Source organism: Aurantivibrio infirmus (genome assembly GCF_054767315.1).
Window position 1 is genome coordinate 243,921 of record NZ_BAAFSK010000001.1, and the last position, 16,276, is coordinate 260,196.

At 44.3% G+C, this 16,276-nt stretch carries 15 protein-coding genes; 11 read left to right on the forward strand and 4 right to left on the reverse strand.

Annotated features, from left to right (window positions below):
• Positions 1 to 56: 56 nt before the first annotated feature.
• The 10 genes from mutL (at position 57) to ACYUCY_RS01080 (ending at position 12,259) form a co-directional block, all read left to right on the forward strand.
• Positions 57 to 1,931 (forward strand): DNA mismatch repair endonuclease MutL, encoded by a 1,875-nt coding sequence (gene mutL / locus ACYUCY_RS01035; RefSeq protein WP_460224578.1) that lies wholly within the window; start codon positions 57 to 59, stop codon positions 1,929 to 1,931.
• A 102-nt stretch (positions 1,932 to 2,033) separates the two neighbouring features.
• Positions 2,034 to 3,005, forward strand: a complete 972-nt coding sequence (miaA, locus tag ACYUCY_RS01040) for a tRNA (adenosine(37)-N6)-dimethylallyltransferase MiaA (protein WP_460224579.1) — start codon at positions 2,034 to 2,036, stop codon at positions 3,003 to 3,005.
• A 313-nt stretch (positions 3,006 to 3,318) separates the two neighbouring features.
• Positions 3,319 to 3,570, forward strand: a complete 252-nt coding sequence (hfq, locus tag ACYUCY_RS01045) for an RNA chaperone Hfq (protein WP_460224580.1) — start codon at positions 3,319 to 3,321, stop codon at positions 3,568 to 3,570.
• Positions 3,571 to 3,583: 13 nt separating this feature from the next.
• Positions 3,584 to 4,906: a ribosome rescue GTPase HflX gene (gene hflX, locus ACYUCY_RS01050; RefSeq protein WP_460224581.1), complete on the forward strand. Its 1,323-nt coding sequence runs from the start codon at positions 3,584 to 3,586 to the stop codon at positions 4,904 to 4,906.
• A 163-nt stretch (positions 4,907 to 5,069) separates the two neighbouring features.
• Positions 5,070 to 6,242, forward strand: a complete 1,173-nt coding sequence (gene hflK / locus ACYUCY_RS01055; protein ID WP_460224582.1) for an FtsH protease activity modulator HflK — start codon at positions 5,070 to 5,072, stop codon at positions 6,240 to 6,242.
• 2 nt (positions 6,243 to 6,244) lie between these two features.
• On the forward strand, positions 6,245 to 7,120 hold the full coding sequence (gene hflC, locus ACYUCY_RS01060; protein ID WP_460224583.1) for a protease modulator HflC: 876 nt from the start codon (positions 6,245 to 6,247) through the stop codon (positions 7,118 to 7,120).
• A gap of 349 nt (positions 7,121 to 7,469) precedes the next feature.
• Positions 7,470 to 7,655: a DUF2065 domain-containing protein gene (locus tag ACYUCY_RS01065; protein ID WP_460224584.1), complete on the forward strand. Its 186-nt coding sequence runs from the start codon at positions 7,470 to 7,472 to the stop codon at positions 7,653 to 7,655.
• A gap of 63 nt (positions 7,656 to 7,718) precedes the next feature.
• The gene (locus ACYUCY_RS01070) at positions 7,719 to 8,921 is read left to right on the forward strand and encodes an ATP phosphoribosyltransferase regulatory subunit (protein ID WP_460224585.1); all 1,203 of its coding nucleotides are present in this window, start codon (positions 7,719 to 7,721) and stop codon (positions 8,919 to 8,921) included.
• Between the two features lie 84 nt (positions 8,922 to 9,005).
• The gene (locus ACYUCY_RS01075) at positions 9,006 to 10,298 is read left to right on the forward strand and encodes an adenylosuccinate synthase (RefSeq protein WP_460224586.1); all 1,293 of its coding nucleotides are present in this window, start codon (positions 9,006 to 9,008) and stop codon (positions 10,296 to 10,298) included.
• A gap of 929 nt (positions 10,299 to 11,227) precedes the next feature.
• On the forward strand, positions 11,228 to 12,259 hold the full coding sequence (locus ACYUCY_RS01080; protein ID WP_460224587.1) for a LysR family transcriptional regulator: 1,032 nt from the start codon (positions 11,228 to 11,230) through the stop codon (positions 12,257 to 12,259).
• Between the two features lie 28 nt (positions 12,260 to 12,287).
• Here the strand turns inward: ACYUCY_RS01080 and ACYUCY_RS01085 are convergent, their stop codons facing one another.
• The 4 genes from ACYUCY_RS01085 to ACYUCY_RS01100 all read right to left on the reverse strand — a co-directional run bounded on the left by ACYUCY_RS01085 (position 12,288) and on the right by ACYUCY_RS01100 (position 15,372).
• Complete coding sequence (locus tag ACYUCY_RS01085) at positions 12,288 to 13,628, reverse strand: ATP-binding protein (RefSeq protein ID WP_460224588.1); 1,341 nt, start codon at positions 13,626 to 13,628, stop codon at positions 12,288 to 12,290.
• A 3-nt stretch (positions 13,629 to 13,631) separates the two neighbouring features.
• Positions 13,632 to 14,312, reverse strand: a complete 681-nt coding sequence (locus tag ACYUCY_RS01090; RefSeq protein ID WP_460224589.1) for a response regulator transcription factor — start codon at positions 14,310 to 14,312, stop codon at positions 13,632 to 13,634.
• A gap of 40 nt (positions 14,313 to 14,352) precedes the next feature.
• Complete coding sequence (locus ACYUCY_RS01095) at positions 14,353 to 14,673, reverse strand: PepSY domain-containing protein (RefSeq protein WP_460224590.1); 321 nt, start codon at positions 14,671 to 14,673, stop codon at positions 14,353 to 14,355.
• A 153-nt stretch (positions 14,674 to 14,826) separates the two neighbouring features.
• Complete coding sequence (locus ACYUCY_RS01100; protein WP_460224591.1) at positions 14,827 to 15,372, reverse strand: glycine zipper 2TM domain-containing protein; 546 nt, start codon at positions 15,370 to 15,372, stop codon at positions 14,827 to 14,829.
• Positions 15,373 to 15,440: 68 nt separating this feature from the next.
• Here ACYUCY_RS01100 and ACYUCY_RS01105 point away from each other — a divergent pair, with 68 nt between their 5' ends.
• A complete protein-coding gene (locus ACYUCY_RS01105) occupies positions 15,441 to 16,070 on the forward strand; it encodes an LON peptidase substrate-binding domain-containing protein (protein ID WP_460224592.1) in 630 nt (209 codons plus the stop codon).
• Positions 16,071 to 16,276: the final 206 nt, after the last annotated feature.

Consider the following 16,276-nt stretch of genomic DNA (forward strand, 5'->3'; position numbering starts at 1 on the left):
TTTTATACTTTCCTACCTTAATCCTAAATACAACTAGTCAAAATAAGTAGTTCATCGTGAATCAAACAGACGCGCCAGTTGCGAGCAACAAAAGAATTCACTTGCTCAGTCCTCGCTTATCAAATCAAATTGCTGCCGGTGAAGTTGTAGAGCGGCCCGCGTCAGTAATAAAAGAATTACTCGAAAATAGTATTGATGCCGGTGCGACTCATATTGATATTGATATTGAGCGCGGTGGTATTAAATTGTTGCGCGTTCGTGATAATGGTAGAGGGATTGATAAAGAGGATTTGTCCCTCGCTCTAAGTCGTCATGCGACGAGCAAAATTATCGAGCTTGATGATTTAGAAGCGGTAACGACTTTAGGTTTTCGAGGTGAGGCGCTAGCAAGTATTAGTTCGGTATCACGCTTAACCTTATCGAGTAATGTCACGGATTCCGCAAACGGTTGGCAAGTAAAAGCCGAAGGTCGAGAAATGCAGGCTGAGGTTTCTCCAAGTTCTCATTTGCGTGGAACTACAGTTGAAGTTCACGATTTATTTTTTAATACGCCAGCGCGGCGAAAGTTTTTAAAAAAAGAAAATACAGAATTTGGTCGCATAGAAGATACAGTTAAAAAATTAGCCTTGGCGCATTTCGATATTACTTTTACTTTGCGCCACAATGGTAAAGTTATTCATGATTACCGGGCCGCCGAATCAACCATAGAAACGGAACGAAGGGTTGCTCAAGTATGTGGTCCGGCTTTTATGGAAAACGCACTAGCCATCGACATTGAACGTAACGGTTTGCGCTTATGGGGGTGGGTAGCATTGCCGACTTTTTCTCGTAGCCAGGCAGATTTGCAGCATTTTTACGTAAATGGACGTGCGATTCGCGACAGGGTGGTAACTCACGCCGTCCGACAAGCTTATAGCGACGTTTTGTATCATGGTCGACACCCAGCTTTTGTGTTGAATTTAGAGATTGATGCGGCGACGGTTGATGTAAATGTTCATCCTACAAAACATGAGGTTCGTTTTCGAGATAGCCGGTTGGTACATGATTTTCTTTATCGTAGTTTGCATCATGCTTTAGCTGAAGTTCGCCCAAGTACTTCCGATGTTGTTGAGCAAACGACCACGCAAACGCTCGAAGCCCAGCAGGTGAATTCGTTAACATCGACAGGTCGGCAACAACGACCGATTAATTTTTTTCAGGCGCCACAACAATCTGTTGATCAAGTTCGCGAAGATATGAAAGTGTATCAAGCGTTACATAACAGCGAAGAATTTCAAACCGAAGCGGGATTTTCAACAAATGCATTACCTTCAGTCGAGCCGATTATTGATAATGTTGAACAAGATATTCCACCACTAGGCTTTGCTATTGCGCAATTAAAAGGAGTTTATATACTCGCCGAAAATGCCCATGGTCTTATTGTTGTCGATATGCATGCAGCGCATGAGCGGATAACTTACGAAAGAATGAAGCGCGCAATGGCGAATGATGGCGTAAAGGCGCAACCACTTTTGGTGCCTCAGTCAATCGCGGTCAGTCAAAAAGAAGCAGATTGTGCGGAGAATCAATCCGAAATTTTTAATTCTCTTGGTTTTCTAATCGAACGAGCGGGCCCAGAAACAATTTTAGTGCGTCAGATTCCGGTTATGTTGGATCGCAGCGATGTTGAGCAATTGGTTCGTGATGTGTTGGCAGATATTGTTGAGTATGGAACTAGTGAGCGAATAACACAGCACAGTAACGAAATTTTAAGTACGATGGCATGTCATGGATCGGTGCGTGCAAATAGGAAGCTCACGATCCCGGAGATGAATGCCTTGCTTCGTGATATGGAAGAAACCGAACGCAGCGGCCAATGTAATCATGGCCGACCAACGTGGTCCGCAATGAGTTTGGATGAACTCGATAAGTTATTTATGCGTGGTCAATAAAGTTTTTCTAGATCTTATAGTCGTCATTAAAAATATTTTTGGTTTATATCTTTTTTAACTATATTCTCCTCAGTAACGTCACCCTTAGATTCCGCAAATCCAATGGCAAAACCGATCATTTTTCTAATGGGTCCCACTGCATCAGGTAAAACTGATCTCGCCGTAGCATTAACGAAACACCTGCCGATAGATTTAATTAGCGTTGATTCAACTCAGGTTTATAGAGGACTTGATATTGGTTCTGCCAAGCCCAGCGCGAAAGAGTTAGCGGAGACCCCGCAGCAGCTCATAGATATTTGCGATCCAACTGAGGTGTATTCAGCAGGTCGTTTTCGTAGTGATGCATTACGGGAAATTACCGCTGCCCATGAAGCCAATCGTATTCCACTGTTGGTTGGCGGGACCATGTTGTATTTCAACGTACTCATCGAAGGCTTGAGTGATTCTCCTCCGGCGGACTTGGAAATACGCAAGCAAATCGAGGAGGAAGCACAGATTAGCGGTTGGCCAGCTATGCATCGACAGCTCGCCGATGTTGATCCGGACACTGCCGCCCGCTTGCACCCGAATCATTCTCAGAGAATAAGTCGGGCTCTGGAAGTGTACCGAAAAAGTGGCATCAGTATGTCCGAGTGGCGACGTCGAGAAGCGAAACAAGAACAAGCCAATTTCTTGGATCAATATTCCGTAACTCAGCTCGCTATCGCGCCTAGGAATAGGCAAACCTTGCACGAACGAATTGCGCTTCGATTCGACACTATGCTCGACAAGGGTTTTGAGGAGGAAGTACGGCGACTAAAAGCACGCGGCGACTTACATTTGGATCTACCGGCCATGCGCGCAGTTGGCTATCGTCAAATGTGGGATTACCTGGCGGGTGATATCGATTATGAAACAATGCGAGAAAGGGGTGTTGTAGCAACTCGGCAGCTAGCAAAACGTCAGTTTACTTGGCTGCGTTCTTGGAAATCACTGCAATGGATTTACACTGAATCAGAAAATGAACAAGAATCACTAAAAAAAGATGAAATTTGTCAACTAGCCTTGAATTCTTTGCGTTCCGTAACGATATAATAGCAACGACTTTAAACTTTTGATGTCCTAAGAGGCTGCAGCTTAGAAAACTTACGCTATATTTAACTTATGTGTCTAAGTCCGGTTGGATTTTCTATTGTTAAGTAAGTTTCTATTGTTAAGTCAGGTTGTAGTTATTGACGTCAGTATCCCTGGGGCTTTTTTCGTTCGTTCTTGAACGGTTCCAAATTACTTAGTCATTTGTTGTTAGTTGGTACTCTTGACCTCTAATTTTCCCGCACCATTGTGGAGCGAATTTTGGTCGTTCAACCATTCTGTTTTTTGCTTATTTTAATTATTGAGGAGATGACCCATGTCGAAAGGGCATAGCTTACAAGACCCTTACTTAAACGTGCTACGAAAGGAGCGCATCCCTGTCTCCATATACCTCGTAAACGGTATTAAGTTACAAGGCCAAGTAGAGTCTTTTGATCAATTCGTTGTGTTGCTAAAAAATACTGTCAGTCAGATGGTTTATAAGCACGCAATTTCTACCGTTGTTCCAGCCAGAGCTGTCCGTATCCCGATGACGAATCCTCAGGAAGACGAAGGCGAAGAGAGTTAGTTGAGAATCCTGTTTGTTTTTTGATCGCCCTGAATCCGGTGAAGCTACTGTTCTAGTTCACCTTGATATAAGTCGTTACGATAATCCGGAAGATCCCCGGGAATTTGAAGAGTTGGTGCTTTCAGCCCAAGGGGATCCTGTTGCCTTTTTGCGAGGTAATCGGGTAGCGCCGCATCCAAAATACTTTATCGGTAGCGGCAAGCTTGAAGAACTCCGAGAATTGGTTGTATTGCATCAAGCGAAAGTGGTGATTTTTAATCACGTATTGTCGCCAAGCCAAGAACGTAATCTTGAAAAAGTCATTGAGTGTCGAGTTCTTGATCGAGTCGGTTTGATTCTCGATATCTTTGCGCAACGCGCGCGAACCCATGAAGGTAAGTTACAAGTTGAGTTGGCGCAGCTGCGACACATATCTACTCGATTAATTCGCGGCTGGACTCACCTGGAGCGGCAAAAAGGCGGCATCGGATTACGTGGTCCGGGTGAAACCCAGCTCGAAACTGATCGACGCTTGCTGAGAATTCGAATTCGCTCTATAGAGGCGCGCCTTGAAAAAGTCAGAAAGCAGCGCCAACAAGGCCGACGCTCTCGAGAGCGTGCAGCCATCCCTACGGTTTCGTTGGTTGGTTATACCAATGCCGGTAAATCGACCTTATTTAATTTGATGACTAAAGCGAATGTGTATGCGGAAAATCAATTGTTCGCGACACTGGATCCAACTATGCGCCGGGTTGAATTTCCCGATATTGGCCCGATAGTTTTAGCTGATACGGTTGGCTTTATTTCTCACCTTCCTCATCGCTTAGTGGAAGCTTTTCGAGCGACGCTCGAAGAGGTGTCGAATGCTGATCTGCTATTGCATATCGTCGATTCAGCGGCTGAAAATCCTTCAGAAAATATCCATCATGTTGAAAGCGTGCTCAAAGAAATCGGTGCGGACGAGCGTTTAACGCTCAAGATTTTTAATAAAATTGATCAGATCGAGGATCAAAAGCCTCGAATTGAACGCGATGCTGAGGGCGTGCCGCAGGCGGTCTGGTTGTCTGCGAAAGACGGCTTGGGAGTCGAGCATTTGATGACGGCTGTGTCAGAATTGTTGGCGACCGATATATTGGAAGAAAGGCTGCACTTGCCGGCAAATCGTGCTAGGTTGCGCGCAAAGCTATACGAGCAAAATGCGGTTGTTAGCGAGAGTTATTTGGACGACGGATCTAGTGATATCGACTTACGCTTGGCGAAAACGGAATTCATGCAGTTGCTAAGTGCTAGCAATCTAAACTGGGACGAATTAGATTGGCGCTCGAATGAAAGTAAAACCTCTGAAGCATCTAGATAAGCTTCGATGATAATATTAACTGTTTTTAATATTGGGCATCGTGATCTTGTGCTCTACTTTCTAATGAAACTAGTTGCGAAAATATAAAAACGAATAATTAAAATTATTCATTTAAAAACCTTGCCTTGAATGTGGCAATTGATTCGGAATTTTGGAGACTATTATGGCTTGGAATGAACCCGGTGGCGGTGATAAAGATCCCTGGGGCGGCGGTAACCGTGGTAATAACAATAATGATGGTCCTCCTGATTTGGACGAGGTTCTGAAAAAGATACGTCAGAAATTTAACGGCGTATTTGGCAGTGGCGGTGGATCCGGTGGTAAAAGTGGTTCTGGTGGCGGCCTATCTGGTTCAGCTTTCGGTATCGTTGCTGTTGTCCTCGCAGTTATCTATATATCTTCGGGTATCCAAATAATAAACGAACAAGAGCGCGGGGTAGTGTTGCGACTTGGCGTTTATCATCGAACCTTAAACCCTGGTTTCAATTGGGCGCCTCCGTTAATCGATACCGTATATCCAATTAATGTCACACGTGTTCGATTCCATAATGTTCAAGACAGATCGATGTTGACGGGCGATTTAAATATCGTTGAAGCGGATTTGTCCGTGCAGTGGAGTATTAGCAATGCGAAGGATTTTGTTTTAAATCTACGCGACCCCGGCTTGAGCTTAGAAGAAGCAACGGATAGTGCCTTGCGACATGTTGTTGGGTCGACAGAAATGCATGAGGTGCTCACCGAGGGGAGAAGCTTAATCGCTACACAAATTACCGATTTATTACAGGATTACCTGAATGATTACGGGGCCGGCATTTTAATCCGCGCCGTCAATGTCGAAGAGACCACACCTCCCAATGAAGTACAAAGCGCCTTTGATGATGTTAACCGCGCACGTGAAGATGAAGAACGGGAAAAGAATTTAGCGCAAGCTTATGCGAACGGTATTATTCCAGAAGCGAGAGGGCGTGCTCAACGGGTTATTGAAGAAGCAAATGGCTACAAACAACAAGTTGTATCTCGAGCCGAAGGTGAAGCAAAACGTTTTGAAGACTTGTTAACTGAATATGAAAAAGCGCCGCAAGTTACACGTGAACGTTTGTATTTAGAAGCGGTACAAGATGTGATGGCAAAAAGTTCAAAAATAATGATTGATGTCGAAGGTGGGAATAATCTGTTGTATTTACCTTTGGACAAAATGGTCCAGCAAAATCAAGGCCCTGCGCCGGTGTCGCAAGTTATTTCAGATGATGTAATTCGGGAAGTTAGCCAGCGTGTAAGTGATTTGCAGCGCCTGGAGTCAAATTCCTCATCATCGCGCAGAAGAGAGGCTCGTTAAACATGAATGGAAAGCTTATAGCGGTTTTAGTTTTGGTCGGCGCAGCCATTTTGTTAGCTGCGAATTCTCTCTACATCGTTAAAGAATATGAGAAAGCAGTAATGTTGGAATTTGGTCGAGTATCGGTCGCTGACATTGCGCCTGGACTTCATTGGAAATGGCCGGTGGTTAACGAAGTTAGAAAATTTGATGGACGCGTACTCACTTCTCGGACACAAGCTCAGCGATTTTTGACGGTAGAAAAAAAGGGGATGATTGTTGACTACTACGCGAAGTGGAAAATTTCTGACGTTAGCAAATTTTACACTGCTACCAATGGCGATGAGGCCAGTGCAGATCAGGCGATTTCTCGTCCAATCAATGAAGGCTTGAGGAATGAGTTTGGCGAGCGAACGCTACAAGAGGTCGTAAGTGGTGAGCGAGAAGAATTGATGCAAGCTTTGATCACTGAAGTCAGTAAATTTAGCCAGGAATCTTTGGGTATAGATATTGTTGATGTTCGTGTGAAGCGTATCGATCTCCCTGAAGAAGTGAGTAGTTCCGTATTTACCCGAATGACGGCTGAACGAGAACAGGAAGCTAGAGAGCATCGTTCGAAAGGTAAGGAGCAAGCGGAAGTGATTCGTGCCGATGCCGATAGGCAAGAAACAGTGATTGCAGCTGAAGCCTATCGTGACTCGGAGCAAATCAGCGGTGAAGGCGATGCTTTAGCGGCGGCGATTTATGCTAATGCATACAACAAAGACCCTGAATTCTATTCTTTCGTCAGAAGCCTCCAGGCTTATCGAAACACCTTTAATTCTCGCAGTGACGTATTACTGGTTGATCCCGATAGTGATTTCTTTAGATATTTGAAAGATTCTGGCGGAGAGAAATAACAGAGCAGAGTACAAGTTGGCGGTGTGTTCGAATATCAAATAAATACCTTGAGCATGCCGGCCAAATTTTAGTTTTCTCGTATTTTCAATGGCTTAGTGTTTTCGAGGGAGTGAGGGGGCAATCAAAGGTTTCTTGTCCGTCGAATAGTGATAGAATGCGTTAACCGGGCTTATAGAAGCTTGTTGGATTTTGAATTTGGTCTCGACCGCGACCTTTTTTTGCGAGTTGAGCGCGAATTCAAAGACCTACAGGTTTCCAACCCGGTTTTTTTGTGTCACCGATTCGCTGATTTTGTGGCTTGTTAACTCCTTGCTCGGGGTATAGCGACTCAATAGAAGAGAGCGGCAGATGTGGGAGAATTTTTTAACTGCGTTTTGTTTGCTATTAGTATTGGAAGGTATATTGCCATTTTTATACCCTGGTCGTTGGCGGCAGTTAGTGGCTGTGCTAGCCACGATGGATGACGCCAAATTACGTGTAATGGGCCTGGTCTCGATGCTAGCGGGTCTCGCATTGTTATATTTAATTCACTGAAAATATCTCTAGTCTAATCATGTTTCGAAAACCCCTTGATCAACTTAAGTTAGAGAGTGCCTCATGACTTCCGCCGACCGTTGGTTGCTTCCCGATGGTGTTGAAGAAATCCTTCCTGAACAAGCTCAACAAATCGAGAACTTGCGTCGAGAGTTGCTAAATTTATATTCAAGTTGGGGATACAAATTCGTCATCCCGCCGTTGGTGGAATTCACCGATTCATTATTGACGGGATTGGGGCGAGACTTGGATCTTTTGACTTTCAAAGTCACTGATCAATTGTCTGGCAGAACTTTGGGTATTCGTGCGGACATAACGCCGCAGACCGCACGCATGGACGCACATAGTTTGAAGTTACAAGGTGTGAATCGGCTTTGCTATGCGGGCCACGTTTTGTATACCAAACCTAAAGCTCCTCTCGCGACGCGAACCCCCATCGTATCTGGCGTTGAACTCTATGGCGAAGAAGGCCTAGGCGCAGATATCGAAGTTGTTTCCCTATTATTAGAATCATTGCGTGTGTCTGGCTTACAGAAAGCGGCGTTTGAGATTGGCCATGTAGGCATTTATCGCGCAATTATCACTGAGTCAAAATTATCGGAAGCCCAGCAAGAAGAACTGTTTGATCTCTTGCGACGCAAAGCCTTTGCAGAAACAAAAACTTGGGTCAACGCAAATATCGCGGACAAAAATATAGGGGAGATAATTTGTACCCTGCCAAAGTTAGACGGCGATTACTTAGCCTTAGCGAGTGCGCGAGAGAAATTACATTCGGCACCAAAAGCCGTGTTGGCTGCAATTGAAGAGTTAGAGCGAATGGCACAAGAGATCGCTCAGCGTTTTCCTGAGGCGCAAATATATTTTGGTCTTAGCGAATTACATAGTTTTGATTATCACACCGGGCTGGTATTCGCAGCTTTCGCGCCCAACTTTGGTCGCGCATTGGCTGTGGGTGGTCGGTATGATCACGTCGGCAATGTATTTGGTCGGTCGCGCCCCGCTACAGGTTTTCATGTTGACGTTACGGCATTAAATCAATTGTTGACCAATGAAAATATTGATAACGATACTGTGGCGAAGCCTGGAATTTACGCGCCGTTTTCGGAAGACAGCAAACAGTGGCAAGCGGTACAACGATTGCGACAACAAGGCGAGATCGTTGTGAATGGTTTTGAAAACGAGGAAGTTTTTCGTCAAGAAATAAATTGCGACAGACGTTTAGAAAACATTAAGGGCGAATACAAAGTTGTTGATTGGCCTTTATAAACTCGAAAACGCATAAAATATTTTCCATTAAAATTTATCAACCAAATCATGGTTTAAGTCCATGGCAAAGAGAGCTGCGCAAGCATGGGTAAGAATGTCGTTGTATTAGGCACCCAATGGGGTGACGAAGGAAAGGGTAAAGTTGTTGATCTGTTAACAGACCAAGTCGAATGGGTAGTTCGATTTCAAGGCGGTCATAACGCTGGACACACCCTCGTAATCGATGGCAAAAAAACAGTTTTACATCTTATCCCCTCCGGTATCTTACGTGAGAATGTCACTTGTTTGATTGGCAATGGCGTAGTCCTGTCCCCTGAAGCGTTACTGAAGGAGATAGCTGAACTTGAAGCCAAGGATATTCCCGTTCGAGAACGCTTAAGGTTATCTCCAGCCTGCCCTTTAATTCTTCCTTACCATGTCGCATTAGATCAAGCGAGAGAGTTGGCGTTAGGCAGTAAAAAAATTGGTACCACAGGGAGAGGTATTGGTCCTGCCTACGAAGACAAAGCCGCACGGCGTGGTTTGCGTCTTGGTGATTTACTACATAAAGATCGCTTCGCCAAAAAATTAAAAGAAGTTATCGACTTTCATAATTTCATGCTCACCAATTATTACAAGGTAGAGGCGATTAATTATGAGTCTGTTCTTGAGCAATCCTTGGCTTGGGGCGAACAGTTAATACCGCTAATCACCGATGTCGTTGATACTCTACATGCAGCTAGGCTTCGTGGTGAAAACATCATGTTCGAAGGTGCTCAGGGTTCGTTGTTAGATATTGATCACGGCACCTACCCCTTTGTAACTTCCTCAAATACTACGGCAGGTGGCACCGCTACTGGCTCTGGTGTTGGACCTCTTTATTTAGATTACGTACTTGGAATTACCAAAGCCTATACAACTCGAGTTGGTTCCGGCCCTTTTCCGACAGAATTAAGTTGCGAGATCGGTAAGCACCTGGGCACGAAAGGACATGAATTTGGAGCAACTACGGGTCGAGAGCGTCGTTGTGGTTGGTTCGATGCTGTCGCAGTTCGTTACGCAATCCAAATTAATTCAATTTCTGGATTATGTCTTACCAAGCTTGATGTATTGGATGGCCTGAAGTCAGTTAGCATTTGCACGAGTTATAAAAATAAAAATGGCGAATCAGTTCCAATGCCCTTCGACGCTGAAGGCTGGGCAGAAGTCGTTCCTCAATATGAAGAGCTTAAGGGTTGGGATACCTCAACTGTTGGTGTGCAGCGCGTCGAAGACTTGCCGGAAGAAGCATTGGCTTACATCAAGCGACTTGAAGCTTTGGTTGGAGTCCCCATCGATATAATTTCTACGGGCCCAGATCGCGTGGAGACAATTGTTCTACGCCAGCCTTTTAACTAGGCAAGTTTATTAAAATCTTGCGACTCGGTTTCGAAATAAAAAAAGCCCGTCTAGGTTGACGGGCGAAGTGTAAGCTAGAAGCTTAGGAAAAGAGGTTGAAAGCTCAACCTCGGAGGGAAAATCTTAGGCTTTGAGTCCTGTCTCGCCTGTTCCAATATTCAAATCTTCGTAAGCAATAACGCCTAGCAAAGCAAAGTAAATTCCAAAAGCGGCTGTGATCATCATGGCGTATCTCCTTCGTGTGAATCGCGTGAATGGGGTAACTATAGGGATTGGTCTGATATGTTTCAAATGGAGTTAAATCATTTTAAATATGAATAGTATTCATATCGTATAAAGAAGCGCTCTCCTTGAAAATGAGGGCTGATAGTTGGGTTCCTGAAGTCATGAATTCTTAGTTTTGATGTCGGAAATTTTCCCTAAAAAGTTTGCACATTGTCACTTAGGGGCGATTGAGCGCAAAAAAAAGCCCGTCAAGGTGACGGGCGAAATAAGCTAGAAGTGTAAATATATGAGATAACTGACTTAATCTCGGGGGGTAATAAACTTAGGCTTTGAGTGTGAACTCGTATTGACCTAATCGTAAATCTTCCCAGGCGACTACCGCGAGTATTGCGAGGTAAACTCCAAAGGTTGCTAATAACATGATATTCCTCTTTGCCAATCTGGCTAAATGTGTAACTTGCACAAAGGATAGGCGTATCGCTGTTATGTTTCAAATGGGATGGAGTCATCTTCTTGATGAATTTCATTCATATCTTTGATTTTGTTGAGCTGTAGATGTTTTTCTGGAGCAGTAGTTTTCTAGTGTTGAGCTTTGTCAGCGATAACGTGCTGATTTTAGGGCTTTTTTGAGTAATAAACTGTTAGTCCTGTTGGTCGACAATTTGATATTATTGATGATTTAGATTCATGATCTGGAAATCGTTATGGATACGCGCCAACTTTCTCGAATTGATTTGAATTTATTGGTTGCTTTGCAGGTGCTGATTGAGGAATGCAATGTATCCAAGTCAGCTGAACGACTGTTTATCACGCAATCAGCGATGAGTAAGACGCTGGGTCGTTTGCGAGAGTTGTTTGATGATCCCTTATTTACGCGAAGTTCCCATGGCATGGTGCCGACGCCGAAAGCGAAAGAGTTGCAAAAGAAACTCACGGAAGTGTTGCAGGGTGTTCAAGGGCTTGTATCAGCCAAAGAATTCGATCCTTGGACATTCCAAGGTGAATTGAAAATTTCCGTTCCCGAATATATAGGGATGGCGGTACTACCGGTTTTGCTGGAAGAACTCCAAGAAGAGGCGCCCCATCTTCGCCTCATCGCAATTAGTCGAATTGAGCACCAGTTGGAGCAATTAGCTAGCGGCCATTTGGATTTGGCAATTCATGTTAAATATGCGAATTACGGCCAAGACTACACCTTAGACCCCATCGCCAACTTACCTCCCGTTTTACTGATGCGTCAGGGACATCCTCTTCTAACTCAGCGAAAAGATGTTTTCTCAATGGAGGATATGCGTGAATTAGTAACAACGTATCCGCAAGTGCGTTTGTATATCCCTGATCTTGATGAAGTTGATTTTGGTCAGCGCGATAGCCCGGCAAATACAGCACAAAAGTTTGCGGAAGTCGTATTTGAAACTTCTCATATGTTTACTGCCATCGAAGTCGTTAAGCGCACTAACTGCGTATTGTATGGACCGCCATTTATTACTCGGCATCCACAATTGGGTGTCGGCATAACCAGCATTCAATTGCCCGTTGGAGAAGATATGTATATTCATTACGTATTAGCGAGTCATCGGCGTGTAGAAGCTTCAGGAGTGCATCAATGGTTGCGGCAAAAAATAATTAATATCGTGCATCGTTTTGATGAAGAGACTGAAAGCGGCGATCCATATTCAGACTACAAGGTAGGGCGGCGGCTTGGGTTTTTTTCGCCTTTGCCAAAAAAAGACTAAGTGTTTAATCGGAAGTTACGGAAACGATTTAATTTAACGGCAATTGAATTGTGAACGTTGCACCACCAAGTGTTGATTCGGAAATGCTTAAGCTTCCTTGGTAGCTACTGATGATCTCAATTGCGACGGTTAAGCCTATTCCTTGACCCTTGGCGGCAGTGTCAGCACGCGCACCGCGTTGCAAGATCATTTCTCGCTTACTCTCTGGTACACCTTCGCCATCATCCGAAACCTCAATCATTAAAAACGAGTCGTTTGAAAAAATATGGATTTGAATTTGTCGTTTACAGTATTTAAAAGCATTCTCAAAAATATTTCCAAAAAGTTCAAACAAGTCTTGTTCGTCGGCGCGGAATGTAATGCCAGTTTCTACGTCTACGCTCGCAGAAATATTTTTATCTTTGTATACCTTTTGCAAGGTGGTAATGATTCTGCTCGCAATTACTAAAATGTTTATCTTTTCGCCGAGCTGGTTTGAATGTTTAATAACAGCGCGTTTCAGTTGGTGGCCGACAATTTTATTCATTCTATCGACTTGTTCTGCGACGAGTTCTTTATCCGAGCCTTGTTGTAAGCTGCTTTGAATCACTGCGAGGGGGGTCTTTAGGCTGTGCGCCAAATCATCAAGGGTGTTGCGGTAACGCTCGCGCTGATTCCTTTCGCTGTTTAATACGGTATTGAGATTATTGGTGACCGCTTGGATTTCGTTTGGGTAAACACCTTCGAGTGCTGTTGCTTTTCCCGATTCAACATCCTTTAAATCTTTGGCAAGTATTTTTAGTGGTCGTAGACCCCAACGTAAAATCAACGCTTGGGAAATTACTATAAGAATGCCAATTAAGCCAAGCCAGCGCCATAGCTGGTTGCGGTAACTGTTAAGTTCAGCCAGGAAAGGCGCTTGATCGAAAAATATTGTTAAACGATAAAGTCTTTCATCGTTTTCATCTATCTCCCATGCAAAATCAAAATTGTATTTAAATAAAGAAGCATCACTCGAATATTCCGAAATGAATTGGGAGCTGTTGGGGATAACGGGATTTTTCTCAAAAAACAACTTACTTTCATCGAGTAGAAGGGTAGAAGGCGATTGCCATTGCTTGGAGAAGTCGTCGGAATAAATGTACGCGTAGAGTCCAGAGTTGCTTTGGTTTAGTCTCGGCTCGGGGAGCGTAGCGGGCATTTCTAAACCGTTTTCAGTCACTTCAGTTACCGCAAGCACCAACAAAGCCTGTGTTGCCAAACGCTCTTCAATACCCGCTAGTAAACTGCGCTTGAAGGCGAGGTTGAGCATGTAAACACTCGCTCCCATCAAAATCGGCAGAATTAATAACGAAGCGACAAAAAAACGTGCGGCTAGAGAGCGAGGCATGATTTAATTTTGCGCTTCCAATGTAAAGCGATAACCTTGGCCGCGAACAGTTGAAATCGGTTTCAAAGATCCATCAGGGTCGATTTTTTTTCTAAGGCGCCCAACAAAAACCTCGATTACATTGCTGTCTCGATCAAAATCCTGATCGTATAAATGTTCGGTAAGTTCGGTTTTTGAGATTACTTTACCGGCGTGATGTGCTAGGTACTCCAGCGTGTTGTATTCGTAGCTAGTCAGCTCTAAGGTTTTATTGTCGACAATTACTTTCTTGGCGATAGTGTCGATGCTTAATTTGCCAAATTCAAAGATTGGGCTCGCATGGCCCGATGATCTGCGTACCAGCGCGTTAATTCGTGCGCGTAACTCTTCATTATGAAATGGTTTAACTAAATAATCGTCGGCGCCTGATTCTAAGCCCTCAACTTTGTCTTGCCAGTTTCCGCGCGCCGTCAAAATTAAAATGGGAAATTTCTTATCTGCGGCGCGCAGTTTTTTTATTAGGCTTATGCCATCCATTTTTGGTAGACCTAAATCAATAATCGCCAGGTCGTAGTCATATTCGGAACCCAAATAAAACCCTTCTTCGCCATCAGACCCAGAATCAATCGTAAAATCTAAGCTTCGTAAATAATTCTCTAACTGATCACGCAAGCTAATTTCGTCTTCGACAATTAGTAATCGCATGGTTTTAGATTCCTTGTGAAATTGTTTCGGTAAAGTGCACCTAGCCTTTTATTGTGACCGTCCGAATGCGTCCATTATCGAGTAAAAGCTTGACGCGATACTGGACGCCTGACTCGGTCTTTTTTGTATCGACACTCAGCACTTTTCCACCGTGGCGTTTCTGAGCGATCTCTGCTGCTTCGGCTTTGCTAATTGTTTTTTTCTGTTTTTGTTTTATTGATAACTGTGCGAGCTGGATCTGCCCATTCCGAAAATTATTTTCACCTATCTCATAGCTTTTCGCAGAAGAGATATTCGAAAAGCTGCAAACAACCATAATAAGGACTATGGTTGAGATGAATTTTTGGAATCGAAAATACATGGCAAAATCCTAGTTCAAGTTTGTCATCTACTTTTGAAGTGAAAGTAGAGTAAAGCAAGGTACAGTAAACAATGTCCTGGAAGTATTATCTGCGTAGTTTACTGTACCCGCTATAAACTTAGTACAAATCTAAACTAATAATCGATCGCATCCTCATACAGGTTTTACTGAAACGACTACTTTGATTCGTCGACCGGGATGCCGATCCATTCTGGTGTGGTACTCCCCACCGTGATAATTGTAGCGCACCCGATAGCCCACCAATTTTTCTTCGGACCGTGATTCGTAGCGAGTTTCGCAGCGTTCAACATCATGATAATCACCTCTGTGGTGGCGCCTATCGTGCTTGCGGGCAATGTCATTGCCGATCGAGGCGCCGATAATTGCCCCGGCAACTGTCCCAACACGTCGGTTATGGCTGACTTCGTTCCCAATATTAGCGCCAATTACGGTACCTATAATGGTGCCCGCTGCGGCGTGGCGACGGCTGTGGTGGTTGTTAGTTTTTACCCGTTCAATCCGGCACTGTTCAACTGGAACGCGGTGAGAAACTGTTTTATAGATGGGTTGCACGTCCGTCACTCTGGCAAAGTCGGTATGGCGGTGAGGACCCGCAAACGCACTAGATGTGCCAGCAACTAATGCCATAGTGAGAAACGCTTTCTTTGTCGCAGTCATTTTCTGTAAGTGCTTTTTCATGATAGTTGTACCTCATTGGTATAAAGTAATCGCTCAATCGTGCCCCTAGATTAATCCCCGGTACCTGAATGAAAGCTGAAGCAAAAACAAAAAAATTCATCAACGACGGCAATGCACAGGCTCGACGTTTACCCCTGTTTCCTCTAGGTACTTCGCTGTTTCCTGGGGTCACCATGGCGTTGCAGATCTTCGAGCCACGATATTTAAATATGATTGCTCGGCAATTAAAACGCGAAGAAAGTTTTGGTTTGGTGACGATCAAAGAAGGGGCGGAGGTCGGGAAGGCGCCGTCGATCTATCCTTTTGGTGTAGAGGTTGAAATCGTTGATTGGTATCAGCAATCGAACCAACTGCTCGGTATCAAAGTGTGTGGCAAAAGAGTTTTTGAGGTGATAGACCAGGAGATTGAATCAGATCAGCTGATGATGGGTACGATAAAAGAATTAAAGGCTGATGGGCCTGAGCCGATCCCTGCGGATCACGACGGTTTGCAAAACTTGTTGGAAGAATTGAAGCGCCATCCGGCTCTCGCCGAGATGGACCTACCTGAGCCAAGCACCGCTGGCCAATTGAGCTCGCAGTTAGCGCAACTGCTGCCCCTATCTACCCCGGTAAAAATGACTGCTATGCAGATCGATAATTCGATCCAGCGACTGGATTTTTTGGCTGAGCAAATCCGTCTCTTGGCTGAAGCTTGAGATCAAAATCTCAATGGCCGCGCCGGCGCTCACAAATGCGACTTGATTAGCGAGTCTTGCGGCGCTTTATTCCCACAAAACCGATATAATGCGCGGCTTCGATGGTCAGGCACTTTTGTCTGGTGATCTGAAGCGAAATCAAGGCCTTAGCTAGATTGTCCTCTCTATCCTTGATATTGATTTTCTGTAACGAATTATGTGATTTG

Coding starts and splice junctions, on each gene's coding strand:
- miaA (WP_460224579.1), top strand. CDS start 2,034: ATGGCAAAACCGATCATTTTTCTAATGGGTCCCACTGCATCAGGTAAA.
- hfq (WP_460224580.1), top strand. CDS start 3,319: ATGTCGAAAGGGCATAGCTTACAAGACCCTTACTTAAACGTGCTACGA.
- hflK (WP_460224582.1), top strand. CDS start 5,070: ATGGCTTGGAATGAACCCGGTGGCGGTGATAAAGATCCCTGGGGCGGC.
- hflC (WP_460224583.1), top strand. CDS start 6,245: ATGAATGGAAAGCTTATAGCGGTTTTAGTTTTGGTCGGCGCAGCCATT.
- ACYUCY_RS01065 (WP_460224584.1), top strand. CDS start 7,470: ATGTGGGAGAATTTTTTAACTGCGTTTTGTTTGCTATTAGTATTGGAA.
- ACYUCY_RS01070 (WP_460224585.1), top strand. CDS start 7,719: ATGACTTCCGCCGACCGTTGGTTGCTTCCCGATGGTGTTGAAGAAATC.
- ACYUCY_RS01075 (WP_460224586.1), top strand. CDS start 9,006: ATGGGTAAGAATGTCGTTGTATTAGGCACCCAATGGGGTGACGAAGGA.
- ACYUCY_RS01080 (WP_460224587.1), top strand. CDS start 11,228: ATGGATACGCGCCAACTTTCTCGAATTGATTTGAATTTATTGGTTGCT.
- ACYUCY_RS01085 (WP_460224588.1), bottom strand. CDS start 13,628: ATGCCTCGCTCTCTAGCCGCACGTTTTTTTGTCGCTTCGTTATTAATT.
- ACYUCY_RS01090 (WP_460224589.1), bottom strand. CDS start 14,312: ATGCGATTACTAATTGTCGAAGACGAAATTAGCTTGCGTGATCAGTTA.
- ACYUCY_RS01095 (WP_460224590.1), bottom strand. CDS start 14,673: ATGTATTTTCGATTCCAAAAATTCATCTCAACCATAGTCCTTATTATG.
- ACYUCY_RS01100 (WP_460224591.1), bottom strand. CDS start 15,372: ATGAAAAAGCACTTACAGAAAATGACTGCGACAAAGAAAGCGTTTCTC.
- ACYUCY_RS01105 (WP_460224592.1), top strand. CDS start 15,441: ATGAAAGCTGAAGCAAAAACAAAAAAATTCATCAACGACGGCAATGCA.